Source organism: Limibacter armeniacum, assembly GCF_036880985.1.
GTDB classification, from domain to species: domain Bacteria; phylum Bacteroidota; class Bacteroidia; order Cytophagales; family Flammeovirgaceae; genus Limibacter; species Limibacter armeniacum.
Genome location: NZ_JBAJNO010000009.1, coordinates 2,968,629 through 2,981,929, shown reverse-complemented (window position 1 = coordinate 2,981,929; position 13,301 = coordinate 2,968,629). Strand labels below are relative to the sequence as shown.

The following is a 13,301-nucleotide window of genomic DNA, read 5'->3' as shown; positions in this document are numbered from 1 at the left end:
GAATTGCATCTTTCACCATTGATTTTGGCATTCCCCATTTTGGGTAATCCTTAAATATAGAATAAGTTTTAAGATAAAAATAAGCATAAGAACAGCAAAAGCATGATAAAAGCAGCGATTGACCTCGGTACCAATACTTTTCAGCTGTTGATCGGGAAGGTAACTAACGGTAAGATCTCCCCTTTATACCAAGAAGATATCTTTGTCAGGCTTGGCAAGGGAGGCATCAGTCATGGTCAAATCACAGAGGATGCGATCCAAAGAGCTATTGATGCATTGTCTCATTTTAGAGATAAAATCGAAGAGTTTAATGCTCAGAAAACTTATGCCATTGCTACAAGTGCGCTTAGAAGTGCTGCCAACAAGGATGAAGTTGTTTCTAGAATAACAAATGCTACAGGTATTACCCCACAAATCATCTCAGGAGAAGAAGAAGCTTCACTCATTTATGAGGGAGTCAAAACCGACATCGAAATTGGCGATGAGAATGTCCTGATCATGGATATTGGAGGTGGAAGCATTGAATTTCTGCTTTGCAATGATCAGGCAATCTGCTGGAAAAGAAGCTTTGAAATTGGCGCTCAACGACTGTATGACCTCTTTGTCACTGAAGACCCCATTTCAGAAAAGAGCATCAGTAAGCTTAATGATTATCTTTCCGAGGTACTACAACCACTTGCTGAAGCTGTTTCCTTATACCAACCAAAAGTATTGGTTGGCTCAGCGGGCACTTTTGACTCCCTTAAGATGATTAACGAGTTACAGTTTTCTCATACTCCTAAAGGATACTATCAAATTAGTCTCCCTGAATATGAAAAAATCCACCGATTATTCATCAATCAACCACGGGAACAAAGATTGCTTATTCCGGGACTGATTGACAAACGGGTGGATATGATTGTACCGGCGTCATGTGCACTCCAATATGTATTGAGCAGCACTACCGTCGAAACTATTAAAATCTCTACAGGCTCTCTTAAAGAGGGAATTATGGCTGTAAAAGGTTAGATTCTCATCTTCACCCAAACAGGGTAATGATCTGAAGGAGGATGGTTACCCTGTTCAGCTGTAATTACTTTTTTATCAATCACCTCAGAGCCTGTACTCATCATAATGTAATCAATGCGCTTTCCGGGAAACTCATCTTTTGGCTCCCAACCATGATAAGTAACACTTGTGCTGTCTTTTCCATAAGCGTCCATAAAGCTTATATAACCATTATGAGTCAAATAATTGATAGACTCATCGCCACTCTCCGCATTAAAGTCTCCCATCAAGATTACAGGTCTATGACCTTTTTCCATAATGGCCCTTACAATCTGCCTTGCGCTCTGATCTCTTGCTTTCTTTGACTGATGATCAAAATGTGTATTGTAAACATATACCATCTTGGTTGAACCGATCATCTGAAATGCTCCCCAAGTGTAAATTCTAGGATAAAAGTTACCATAGGTTTTGGAGCCTGCTGAATCAGGCGTATCTGACAGCCATCTGGTTCCACTGTTAATTAGCTTCCATTTACGCTTATCATAAAAGATTGGTGTCGCTTCGCCTTCGGTAGGCTTTGCTTCTCGTGTTCTAAAAACACAGTCATAACTCATATGCAGCTGCATATCCAGATAGGCTATCTGTGTTGGTTCAGCTTCCTGCAAACCAATAAAATCTGCTTTAGATTGCTTCAGAATCTCAGCAACTTCCTCTCGTCTGCTTTCCCAATGGTTCAGACCAGGAATGGTATCATGGTATCGAATATTAAAGGTCAATGTATTGACCTCCCTTAAATTCCGCTCCTGCACCGTATTGGTACAGCCGAATAAAAAAATCAAAAAAATGGTGGCAAATGTATATCTCATACAGTGTCAAGTTAGTTTAAAAGTGATGTAATAAAATACATAAAATTGGTTGAAAGAATGTGCTCTTGAGGAGCACAAGAATTAATGGGACAAAAAATCCTGCAGTTTATTAACTGTTTACCCCATCAAGTAGTTGCAAAAAATTTCACTTCTTTTTTATAGACTAATCTCACTACAAAAAGAAAAGCCACTTCCGCGGAAGTGGCCTTTATCAGTTTGCCTATCAGGTTTCCCTTATATTTAGTTGTTAGGCTTACCTTCATTATATACCACCTGCAAAAGTGTTTGCCCCACAGCTTTCAGCGTTTCAGAGTCAATCGTTTGCATATTGTCTTCATGTGTATGCCAATGCTTGAAGAAAGTTCTCTCTCCTGTTATATCCAAGTCTATAATGTCAATCATTGGAATGTGAGCATTGAGGTTTACAAAGACATGGTCATCTGTAATTTCAGCAGCTTTCTCATAAAGGAAATGATTCCCATGACCTAAAGCATGTGCCGTTCTCCAAATTTTATCGACTACCTTTGGAGCCACTTCCATTGAAAAACCTTCACGAGGGAAAGTTGCGCCTTTGGCACCCACCATATCCAAGAGTACCCCAAAGTATGCATGGTATCCCAATTTGTGCTTATTTTTTGACCAGTACTGTGAACCTAAGCAGTAAGTCGTCTCATTAGGGTTATTGTTTCCTTCTTCAAACTCTGGTCTTCCATAGTCTTCAGCGTCAAAAAACATAATGTCTACCCCAATATCAGTCTTAATGGAATCTGCCTGCATAGCACGTGCTACTTCCAACAGTACACCTACGCCACTTCCTCCATCATTAGCACCGTCAATTGGTTCACGCTTATTTTCATCGTCCTGATCCGCAACATGACGAGTATCCCAGTGTGCTGCTAACAGAATGCGTTTTTTTGCTTGAGGGTTGATTGCCCCTACAATATTACGAGACTGCAAAACTGCACCGTTATAAGCTGTAGCCTGAAACTCCTGTACCGTCACCTCTGCGCCATAAGACTCCAACTTATCAATCAGATAATCTCCACAAGCACGGTGTGCTATACTGTTAGGAACCCTTGGTCCAAATGCTACCTGTTCTTCAACAAATTTATATGCCGAATCCGCATTAAACACAGGCGCTTTGGTCAGTACTACTTCCTCATTCTTGGTATCGTTGGATTTATTTTCACTGCAAGCAGTGGTTAGTGTCATTAGCAATGCACTACCAATTACTGCTGCTTTCTTTAAAGTAAATAGCATTGTATAAGAGCGTAAAAAATGATTTTGAAATGATTATTGTAAGCCATGACAAAAGGCTACTTACCTTCCCTCAATGACAATTTGCCCCTAATATGCAAAAAAGTTCTGCCCCTAAGGACAGAACTTTTTTAAAAAAATATAAAACCTCTAGACTTACATTTCATCGTAAGCCCATTCAATGCGGTCTTTCATATCTTTTAGCACCACACCAATACCCTTCAGCCTTTCACGGATGGTATCTACTTTTTCGTAGTTACGTACCTCTTTGGCTTCACGGTACTCATCAATGATATAAGACAAGGTTGCTTCAAAACCATCCGGTTTTTCTTCCAACAGTCCCAATACATCTTCTACAAATGTGATGTAAAGTGAAGTCATTTTCTCAAACAGTTCCTTCCCTATTGTAGCCGGTGCCAAAGCACCTGTATATACAGAGTTGATTTTCTTCAACAGGTTAAATAAGCCCGCAATAGCAATTGCTGTATTGAAGTCATCATTCATTCCTCTATAAACAGATTGGATGATGCTGTCAATTTGCTTGGCCTGCTTTTCATTGACCTCGACAGAAGCATCTTCCACATATTCCAACTGCTTAGCAATACGCAATCCGTTGATCATCTTACGATATCCTTTTCTTGCAGCCTGAAGTGCTTCATTAGAGAAATCCAAAGTACCTCTATATTGCGCCTGAAGGATAAAGAATCGGATTGTCATCGGACTGTACACCTCTTCCAACAGTTCGTGGTCACCTGAGAAAAGCTCTCCTAAAGTAATGAAGTTACCAAGTGACTTACCCATCTTCTGCCCGTTGATGGTAATCATATTGTTATGCATCCAATAGCGAGCTGGTGCTGCATGGTTACAAGCTTCTGATTGAGCAATCTCAGCCTCATGGTGTGGGAACTTAAGGTCCATACCGCCTCCATGAATATCAAACTGCTCGCCCAAATATTTTGCACTCATGGCAGAACACTCCAAGTGCCAGCCTGGAAACCCATCGGACCAAGGAGACGGCCAACGCATAATATGTTGTGGCTCTGCCTTTTTCCAAAGTGCAAAGTCTACTGCATTTTTCTTGTCTGACTGCCCATCCAATGAACGAGTACCTTCCATCATTTCCTCGATCTTACGACCTGACAGGATTCCGTAAGGTTTAGTCTCATTGTACTTAACAACATCAAAGTAAACCGAACCATTAGACTCATACGCCAACCCTTCATCTAGGATCTTCTTAATCATCTCGATTTGTTCCACTATATGACCAGTCGCCCTCGGCTCAATGCTTGGAGGTCTTACATTCAGTTTTTTCATGTCATTATGGTAGCGGTCAGTATAGTACTGAACCACTTCCATCGGCTCCACCTGCTCAAGTCTGGCCTTTTTAGCAATTTTGTCTTCGCCTTCGTCTGCATCATTTACAAGGTGTCCTACATCCGTAATATTACGAACGTAACGAACCTTGTATCCAAGGTGCTCCAAATAACGAAATACCACGTCAAAGGTAACCGCAGGTCTTGAGTGCCCTAAGTGCGCATCACCGTACACTGTCGGACCACAGACATACATACCCACAAAAGGAGCCTTGATCGGCTCAAACACTTCCTTATCCCTCGTTAGGGAGTTATATATTCTGAGTTTCTGTTCCTGTCGCATACGGCAAATTTAGTTTTTATAAGTATCAAGGCAAAAGTTGGTCTTTTGTCTCTTCAATATGTGTTTCTAGTCCACTGGAGGCCTATAGCGAGACCCCTGAAATATCTTCTTGGCATCTTCTGTCGCCATCACTTCTTTCAAAGTCAAGTTTGGGTACTTCTGCATATACTGCTGTACCACTCGCCAACCAAGCCAACGTCCGATTCTTCCTGGACACTGGGAGTCAATTTCATTGACAGCAGGTCGTTCACCTATATACTTGTTCTTGATAAAGCGATCTTTTGTATAGAAAAGGTCATTTTCCACAAAATGTTTCCAAATCTTCCCTTCATTATGGAAAGCTCCAGCAGTTTGTTCTCCTGTCCACCCCCATACAAGGCTATCCGCAATATAAGGCAAAGTTCTGTTGACAAACTCATAGGACTTGCCATAGGCAATCATTTCACCTAGCATTGTTTTGTCCTGCATATCAACATGGTTGAACCTCCCTGAAAGCAACATCATGACAGTTGGTACGATATATTCAGGCTCATAACGTGACATTTGATAAGCAGGTGTTTCAGGTGGTCTGTAAGTGGCTTCCATTCCTGCAAAATAATCAAGACCTATCACGATAAAATCACCACAGTCTACAACATCTCCACCATAACCGAAATGTCCAAAACCTGACACCATAGTGTATATCTCTGGCACTTTAAACTCAGGAAAGTAATACTTCACATAACGGAAAGCTTCCTCAAATTGCTTTTCATATGGGGTGAAATCTGCAAAAATCTTTTCCACATCCTGATTCAATGTATCATTGGCTGTATACTCAATGCTTCCCAACAATAGATCAGGTAATTTTGCAGGATCAAAGGGTGTATAGTTTCTGATATAGCGTTGTTCAATTGCAGGATTAGCCATCAGGAACTTAGTTACTTCTTCTCTGCTCTTAAGTGCAAAAAACTCTTTCTCCAGTCTGCGCACTTTCACATCCACTTTGATATCTGATATGTCAGGTACCTCATGGTCACTTTCTTGTCCTGTATCACAGGAAGTTCCTGCGAGCATCACTCCCAGCAACAAGTACAAAAAATAAAGTTTTCGCATAGTAGCTCTCTTGTTATTAATTAGGTTGAAAAATTTATGTTCCGTAATGTGGCTACAAAATTATACCATTATTGATAAAAAAGATGCCATCTGCACTCAGTACTTTTATACAGAGCTTGATGGCATCTTTCAAAGATATAGATATGGTCTGTTTTTATTCAAAAAACCAACCAATGCAATCTATTTTTTTTATGCAAATAATGCATTCCAGCCTAATGTCACAGACTCATTAAAGAAGAATAGGAACCACACCATCACCAACACAATCAGCAAAATTGGCAGTGAGTATCTTAGGATATAACCAAAGAACGATGGCATTTCAATTCCTGTTTGCTCTGCAATTGACTTTACCATAAAGTTAGGTCCATTGCCAATGTAAGTCATAGCGCCAAAGAATACAGCCGCTATTGAAATGGCTTGCAGCTCCAAGATGGAGTCAGCAAAGCCTCCTTTTGTAAAGGCAACCACATCACTGACATTATTAATATCAGCACCCTTGGATGCTAATGCCGCCGTCAAGAAATTCAAATAAGTTGGTGCATTATCCAGAATACCTGAAAGTACACCTGTCCCCCAATACAAGGTATTATGGCTAATTAGCTTTGCTCCTTCTGGAGATGCAGCAAAGCCTGCCACCAATTCCAATGCTGGCATCATTGTACCAAAGATCCCGATAAAGATGTAAGCTACCTCACGGATTGGCTCAAAGTTGAAATCATTGCCTTTAATCGCTTTCTGATCTGCCAATTTATAAGACAGGTATGCTACTGCGAACATGATCAGTTCACGAACAAATGAGAAAATCGTAGCATCTTCCGGCATTGTACTCAAAAAGCCAATAGAGAAATGGCCATGATGTTCAATGATACCTGGAACAAAACTCAGTTTAGACGGATCTATGAATACCGCTATAATGACTACTACCAGCCAAATAAAGTTTTTGCTACCTGTGATTTCTATTTTGCCCGAAATTGGCTTTACTGTATCAGACGCAAAGAAAGGATTCTTCTTATTAAGGCTTTTCTTGTCAAAGAAATAAAATATAATCGCCAGTACTGCAATGGCAAAGAACCACATTGGTAAACCATGAACGATGGTCCATTCAAATGGCACACCTTTCAAGAAACCCAAGAACAATGGCGGGTCACCAATTGGCGTCAAGGCTCCTCCCAAGTTACTTACCATAAAGATAAAGAACACAATATGGTAGGCATGGATACGCTCACGGTTCACACGCATAAATGGGCGAATCAGAAGCATAGAAGCACCTGTTGTACCAATGATATTAGCTATAACAGCCCCAATCACCAAGATTACCACATTCAGCATAGGCGTACTTTTCTTGTCGATATTGATCATAATACCGCCTGACGCTATATAAAGTGATGAGAGAAGTGCTATAAACTGGAAATATTCAAAGAAGGCATGAATCGGTCCATGTGTATTGTGAAGACCGAAGATATAGTAAAGAACTACTACTGCTGCTAGGATGACTGCCACTTTAGGGTAATTATGGTGCCAAAACTTCTCGTAGAAAAGTGGACCTGTCGCAATCATGATCAATAAAGTCGCAAATGGAATAACAGCCCACACCGGCACATGCCCATGTCCACCCTCAGTTGTTCCTTCAATAGCTGTCACCCCCATAGTTTCCGTCACCGCAGCGAACCCTTCTTGCGAAAAAAGCAATAGGGCACTAAGCGACAGGAACAAATAGATAATCTTTTGTTTCATATTTGGTTAATTCGTTTCTGCTAACAGTACTTCAAGCCCTTGACCTTGAACATACCGTAACATTCAATTCATCCACACATAAATTCAACAACGATCATTTCCGCACAATAAAGCCAAGTTGTAAATGTATCAATCGTTGAGCTTACATTATATGACTCATATCAATTTTTACAATCTTATTATCATTTATTAATATTTATATCGTCATAAATGATAGTAAAAACGTCATATTTTCTGCTTTGCAATTATAGTGATCTTTTCTTTATGATTCCGGAATCTAATTCTTGTTGTAATAATTTCTTAACATTGGCATTGTGCACATATCCAATAAAGCATCCAATATCCCACATTATAAATTTCAAAAAAATTTCGACTGCCATAAAAAAATAGTTCGCATAGCACTAAGTACTATGCGAACTATCAAAACAGCCAATTACATTCCCTAATGTTATAGCAATTTACCGATTGCTTGCTTTAGAGAAACACTTGCCAAGTTCTTATTATCCTTACAATGCTTTCGTGTTTGCTCAAGTCCTTCAAGGATTGTCTTGGAAACATCTGTAAATACCGCTTCATCAGTCAAGGCTACATCTTGTCCCATTAGGTAAGCAAATACTCTGGCCATACCAGCATTGGCAATAAAGTCTGGGATAACAGCCATTGTACTATCTGCCAACTCATATGTTGGTCCATAGAAAATCGCCTGGTCCTTGAAAGGAACATTGGCTCCACAAGAGATCACCTCCACTCCTGCTTTACTCATTCGTTGAACCTGTTCTGGTGTAACCAACCTTGAACCAGCTGCCGGAATAAAAATATCAGCCGGCATATCCCAGATACGTTCATTCACCTCATCGAATGACAGCATATTTTCTGTATTCAGTTGGTTTCCATTCTTATTTGCAAAAAGTGTCTTCACTTCCTGTAAACCTAAACCTTCTTCACTAAGTAAGCCACCTTCACGGTCGATCACACCTACCAACTTCACTCCATCCTTTGCCAAGTAAAGCGCTGCTGCTGATGCTACATTGCCCCAACCTTGTACTATTACCCTTTTTCCTTTCAGTTCCCCACCCCAAAGGTTATAGTAATGCTTCACTGCTTCAGCCACACCATAACCTGTTATCAGGTCTGCTATGGTATATTGTTTTTGACCATCCGGAGTAAACTCAGGATCTTCTACCACTTTAGAAACACCTGTCCTCAGTTGACCAATCTTATTGATCTTGTTACGCTCATTTGGATTGAAATGACCATTGACAATACCCTCTTGCGGATGCCATAACCCATACTCTTCTGTAATAGGAATTACTTCTTCTATCTCATCCACATTCATATCGCCCCCTGTTCCATAATAGTTTTTCAATAATGGAATAACGGCCTTATACCACCTCTTCAAAACCGCTTCTTTACGAGGGTCTTTCGGGTCAAAGTCAATTCCTGATTTGGCACCACCAATTGCAGGACCAGACACTGTGAATTTCACCTCCATTGTTTTTGCTAGAGACTCTACTTCCCTTTTGTCTAGCCCTGGGCGCATACGTGTACCTCCACCAGCAGCACCTCCACGTAGAGAGTTGATTACTACCCAGCCTTTGGCCTCTGTTTCACGGTCATTCCATTCAAATACTACTTCAGGAGCTTTGTCCTCAAATTTTTTGATAAGTGCCTTCAGTTCGTCATGAGAGGCGAACGGCTGTTCAACTACCGTTTGGTCGTCCATCAAAGTTTGCATATGTGTCTGTGTTGTTTGTTGGTTAGTGATATTTAAATCACGACTTGGTTATAATACTTGTGTTAATATGTAAGGAGTTGGGTCTACTCATTATCAATATCTTTATATACCCATACGTGCCTCACCTTTGAATAATAGCTGCTCAATATTCTAAATATTACACAAATTACAAGGTGTATAGTCTAAAAAAGTGTAATAAAAACGTTTTTATTTCTGTTCAGGTTATTTAAAGAAGAAAAATCATACACTGAGGGATTTCATTTATAAAGTTTCCAAGATTTTATTTCTTCTTTCAGGTACGTTTAACCTTACTACTAGTCAGTGGGTTGCCTTTAGCACATCAAGAGTATTAAAATCCGTTTAGAATTTAATTGAGGGTTAATATTTGCATAACAAACAAACATTACTACCTTTGCAACGCTTTAAGACAAAAGGCCTCGTAGCTCAACTGAATAGAGCATCAGATTACGGCTCTGAAGGTTTCAGGTTTGAATCCTGACGAGGTCACTAAAACTAGGGTTTCCAAATAGGAAACCCTTTTTTTATACAATTTCGTCTTATATTTATATTTTTCTCACTGTAAATAAGGCGGTTACTCTCTAAACAGATATTTTTAGAGTGAATGTATTGCATAATACAAAGAGAAGCCCTTATATTTGCAACGCTTTAAAGCAAAAGGCCTCGTAGCTCAACTGAATAGAGCATCAGATTACGGCTCTGAAGGTTTCAGGTTTGAATCCTGACGAGGTCACTAGAACTAGGGTTTCCAAATAGGAAACCCTTTTTTTATATCCAAATATTATCAAACTCATTATTGTATTTACACAACAATTAATTGCACATTAATAATTTATTAAAACATCACGCCCATATTTACCTCCTATTCGAAATATTAACAATATCAAAAGTCACACTTAATTTCATTTATTAACCCTATGCCATATTTTTACTTGCGGATATTACAATGAACATCCTGAAAGAGTGATATCTGTAATTAATCCAATAAATACCAATCATAACCTATCAACTGATTAGCAGCATGACAATAGAACACCTTTTGGATCACAAGTACAGGGAAATTGCCCACTCCGGTATTTCTGCCCTTACTTCCGGTAAGGAGTATATTGATGCCCACCTTCAGCTTCCTGATAGTGACAGGCGTATGGGGCTTACACTTCTAGTAACTTTAGAAGGTGAAGTACTAAATCATTTCTGTGCCGTTCATCAGAAACTGCAACCGATTGAACCATATCAGTATTATTATCCTACATCGGATATTCACTTAACTGTTATGGACTTGATTGGGGCTAAGGAAGACTTACGTCTTGATAGGAAACTTATCCAGTCTTATATGAACATCTTTGATGAGGTACTCTCACAGACTCCATCATTTAATGTTTATTTCAAAGGTGTAGCAGTCAGTAATGGTGCTGTAATCGCCAAAGGTTATTATGATCAACCGCTTTATCAGTTACGTAACAGTATTCGGCAAAAGGCGAAAGAGCGTAAACTCTTGTTGGAAGAACGGTATGAGTCCTTTACGGCTCACGCAACAATTGTCAGGTTCAAAGACCGCATGAGAAGACATGGTGAGTTCATCAACTCTGTCAAGTCAATGGAAGCCCTTAACATGGGGAAATTCAGGGTAAAAGAAATTGAATTTGTCTATCACGATTGGTATAACATTGAGTATAAAAAAGTGCTACTCGGCAAGTACACCTTAAAATCATAAAATGAAGGCTACCACTCGGTAGCCTTTTCTATTTTCAGTTATATTTGCCTGAAAACTAATAAAGACAAACATGACTGAATATATCAATGAACTAGACAAACAGTTGTTTCTTTGGTTCAATGGACTTCACAACGATTTTTCTGACCAATTTTTTTATTTCATTACACAATCTAAAACATGGGTCCCTCTTTATTTGATCATTGCTCTTGTAATGTTCTGGAAGTTTGGTTGGAAACGTGGATTACTTATGCTCGCTGCAATAGGTGCAGCAGTAGGACTTGCTGACTTTATCACATCAGGCATTTTTAAGCCATGGATTCAACGCCCAAGACCATCTCATGCCCTCGACTTGGAGGGACTCGTACACCTTGTCAATAATTACAAAGGAGGGCAATTTGGTTTTATGTCTTCCCATGCGTCGAATACGATGGCACTTGCTTCTGCATTATATCTTTTCTGGCGCAAAACATTTTCTTGGATATGGGTCATATTTCCCTGGGCAATTCTCGTGGCCTACAGTAGGATTGCGGTCGGAGTACACTACCCTGGTGATATTGTAGCAGGAATGACTGTAGGGGCTTTATGTGGAATCAATATGTATTTAGTCTCTAAGATTATTGAACAAAAATTCCTCTCTAAAGGACATATACACCCGTAAAACATAACAGCAACAACCTATTCCGCCATTTTTGTCTATTTGATTGTGTGTCGTATATTTCCCTACTTATGAATCCTGCTGTCTATGATGAAATATACTATACTGTTTACTATTTGGCTACTACCAGCCATTGCTTACACCCAAACCATTGATGAACTTGTCAGTCGCTATACAGGTGAAAATGGAGAAGCTTACATGCAACCAATGTCGGATGTATTTGGTACCAGCATCAATAGTGGTTGGTTTCGATCTGCCTATATAGAAAAAGGGGGTGTCCAGTTCTATTTTGGTATTGTAACAACATTGGCTGTCATCTCTCAAGATAAAAAAAGCTTTCAGGCCGACTTTGATGATGTTTTTGTACCTATAAACGGCCAACAGCATGTTGATGCACCTACCATCTTTGGAAGTAGCAAGGCTGTTGTAGTTGATGGACAAGGGGGAACCCAAGCCTATTACCCAGGAGGTGCAGATATTAGTACGTTACCATTTGCAGTTCCACAGTTTAGTATTGGTAGTATTCTGGGGACAGAAGCATCTTTTCGTTTCTTTGCTTCTGACTTTACAGGCAGTATAGGTAAGCTCAAGCTAATAGGTGTGGGTGTCAGACACAGTATTTCCCAATATCTACCTAAAAACTTTCCATTAGACTTAGCTGCTGGCTTCTATTGGCAACGCTTCAAGACCAATGATATGGTAAAGAGTAACAACTATATCACATCACTACAAGCTAGTTATGACTTCAGGATACTTACTTTTTATGGTGGATTGGGACTTGAATCATCCAATATGGACATCACTTACCAAGTGTCTGGCAATACAGATCAGGTCAGTATCCTACTAAAAGAAAAACGGACATTCAGACTTACGGCAGGAACCAGCTTTAATATTGGCTTTCTTAAAGTCAATGCTGACTATAGCATTAGTCCATTACAAAATGTACTGACGCTTGGCTTCGGAGTTGGGCTTGGCGAACAATAACTATCTATTCACCTATGAAAAAACTAATTCAGCTATCTTTTTTAGTACTCTTTTTACTGACTTCTTGTAAAAAACAGCCCATTGAATTCGTCGTCACTGTACCTGTTCCTCAAGACTTTGGAAACCTATCTGCTTCCAACCAAAATCTTACACTACCAATTGTAGTCCCGTATAGCCAGTTTGAAGAAACCGTAGCTCAATATGACATATCACTAAATGAAATTGATCAAGAGCGGGTTAGTTTAGAGGGATTTGTCCTGACTATCATTCCTAACTCTAACAACAAAACAAGCTCTCTTAACCTCTCTGCAACCATTGAGGGCGCTACCTTTTTTTCCTGCACCTATGATGTAAGTCAGATAGGTTATGTATATCAATACAAAGCTGATGACAGGTGCATCAATAAAGCTGGTTTACAAAAGGTCTTGGATAAAGTCAGAGCTTACATTGATGGCTCCAGCCAAGAGGATATTGTCATCAACCTTGAAGGAAGTGGTTTTCCTGCAGGAGAGCAATTTGCTGCGAATGTTGTTTTTGAGCCTACTTTCAACCTAGTTGTCATCAAGAACTTCACTTTCCCAGACTTATAGTACATTAATATTT

At 39.7% G+C, this 13,301-nt stretch carries 11 protein-coding genes and 2 tRNA genes; 7 read left to right on the top strand and 6 right to left on the bottom strand.

Translation table 11 applies throughout. The features are described from left to right. The first annotated feature begins 102 nt into the window (after nt 1-102). A complete protein-coding gene (locus tag V6R21_RS30095; protein WP_334247199.1) occupies nt 103-1,008 on the top strand; it encodes a Ppx/GppA phosphatase family protein in 906 nt (301 codons plus the stop codon). On the opposite strand, the gene V6R21_RS30090 is transcribed toward V6R21_RS30095, so the two are convergent. The 6 genes from V6R21_RS30090 to V6R21_RS30065 form a co-directional block, all read right to left on the bottom strand. Then, nucleotides 1,005-1,853, bottom strand: coding sequence for an endonuclease/exonuclease/phosphatase family protein (locus V6R21_RS30090; RefSeq protein ID WP_334247198.1), 849 nt, complete (start codon nt 1,851-1,853; stop codon nt 1,005-1,007). The genes V6R21_RS30095 and V6R21_RS30090 overlap by 4 nt on opposite strands. A 240-nt stretch (nt 1,854-2,093) precedes the next feature. After that, nucleotides 2,094-3,113, bottom strand: coding sequence for a M28 family peptidase (locus V6R21_RS30085; protein ID WP_334247197.1), 1,020 nt, complete (start codon nt 3,111-3,113; stop codon nt 2,094-2,096). Between the two features lie 153 nt (nt 3,114-3,266). After that, entirely contained in the window at nt 3,267-4,766 is a 1,500-nt protein-coding gene (cysS, locus tag V6R21_RS30080) for a cysteine--tRNA ligase (protein ID WP_334247196.1), read from the bottom strand. A 66-nt stretch (nt 4,767-4,832) separates the two neighbouring features. Beyond that, the gene (gldB, locus tag V6R21_RS30075) at nt 4,833-5,858 is read right to left on the bottom strand and encodes a gliding motility lipoprotein GldB (RefSeq protein ID WP_334247195.1); all 1,026 of its coding nucleotides are present in this window, start codon (nt 5,856-5,858) and stop codon (nt 4,833-4,835) included. 189 nt (nt 5,859-6,047) lie between these two features. Then, nucleotides 6,048-7,592 (bottom strand): sodium:proton antiporter, encoded by a 1,545-nt coding sequence (locus V6R21_RS30070; protein WP_334247194.1) that lies wholly within the window; start codon nt 7,590-7,592, stop codon nt 6,048-6,050. A 448-nt stretch (nt 7,593-8,040) separates the two neighbouring features. Next, nucleotides 8,041-9,267 carry a Glu/Leu/Phe/Val dehydrogenase dimerization domain-containing protein gene (locus V6R21_RS30065; RefSeq protein ID WP_334247613.1) on the bottom strand — a complete coding sequence of 409 codons (1,227 nt, stop codon included), beginning with the start codon at nt 9,265-9,267 and terminating at the stop codon, nt 8,041-8,043. 493 nt (nt 9,268-9,760) lie between these two features. Here V6R21_RS30065 and V6R21_RS30060 point away from each other — a divergent pair. The 6 genes from V6R21_RS30060 to V6R21_RS30035 all read left to right on the top strand — a co-directional run bounded on the left by V6R21_RS30060 (nt 9,761) and on the right by V6R21_RS30035 (nt 13,288). Beyond that, nucleotides 9,761-9,834: transfer RNA gene (locus V6R21_RS30060), tRNA-Arg, on the top strand. Between the two features lie 170 nt (nt 9,835-10,004). Further along, a tRNA-Arg gene (locus tag V6R21_RS30055) sits at nt 10,005-10,078 on the top strand. A gap of 288 nt (nt 10,079-10,366) precedes the next feature. After that, a complete protein-coding gene (locus V6R21_RS30050; protein WP_334247193.1) occupies nt 10,367-11,059 on the top strand; it encodes a 2'-5' RNA ligase family protein in 693 nt (230 codons plus the stop codon). Between the two features lie 70 nt (nt 11,060-11,129). Beyond that, a complete protein-coding gene (locus V6R21_RS30045; protein ID WP_334247192.1) occupies nt 11,130-11,717 on the top strand; it encodes a phosphatase PAP2 family protein in 588 nt (195 codons plus the stop codon). Between the two features lie 84 nt (nt 11,718-11,801). Continuing rightward, nucleotides 11,802-12,698: a DUF6588 family protein gene (locus V6R21_RS30040; RefSeq protein WP_334247191.1), complete on the top strand. Its 897-nt coding sequence runs from the start codon at nt 11,802-11,804 to the stop codon at nt 12,696-12,698. 14 nt (nt 12,699-12,712) lie between these two features. Continuing rightward, entirely contained in the window at nt 12,713-13,288 is a 576-nt protein-coding gene (locus V6R21_RS30035) for a hypothetical protein (RefSeq protein WP_334247190.1), read from the top strand. Nucleotides 13,289-13,301 lie beyond the last annotated feature (13 nt).

Excerpts from the sequence above, each read along its gene's own strand:
- V6R21_RS30095 (WP_334247199.1), top strand. The coding sequence starts at position 103 with ATGATAAAAGCAGCGATTGACCTCGGTACCAATACTTTTCAGCTGTTG.
- V6R21_RS30090 (WP_334247198.1), bottom strand. The coding sequence starts at position 1,853 with ATGAGATATACATTTGCCACCATTTTTTTGATTTTTTTATTCGGCTGT.
- V6R21_RS30085 (WP_334247197.1), bottom strand. The coding sequence starts at position 3,113 with ATGCTATTTACTTTAAAGAAAGCAGCAGTAATTGGTAGTGCATTGCTA.
- cysS (WP_334247196.1), bottom strand. The coding sequence starts at position 4,766 with ATGCGACAGGAACAGAAACTCAGAATATATAACTCCCTAACGAGGGAT.
- gldB (WP_334247195.1), bottom strand. The coding sequence starts at position 5,858 with ATGCGAAAACTTTATTTTTTGTACTTGTTGCTGGGAGTGATGCTCGCA.
- V6R21_RS30070 (WP_334247194.1), bottom strand. The coding sequence starts at position 7,592 with ATGAAACAAAAGATTATCTATTTGTTCCTGTCGCTTAGTGCCCTATTG.
- V6R21_RS30050 (WP_334247193.1), top strand. The coding sequence starts at position 10,367 with ATGACAATAGAACACCTTTTGGATCACAAGTACAGGGAAATTGCCCAC.
- V6R21_RS30045 (WP_334247192.1), top strand. The coding sequence starts at position 11,130 with ATGACTGAATATATCAATGAACTAGACAAACAGTTGTTTCTTTGGTTC.
- V6R21_RS30040 (WP_334247191.1), top strand. The coding sequence starts at position 11,802 with ATGATGAAATATACTATACTGTTTACTATTTGGCTACTACCAGCCATT.
- V6R21_RS30035 (WP_334247190.1), top strand. The coding sequence starts at position 12,713 with ATGAAAAAACTAATTCAGCTATCTTTTTTAGTACTCTTTTTACTGACT.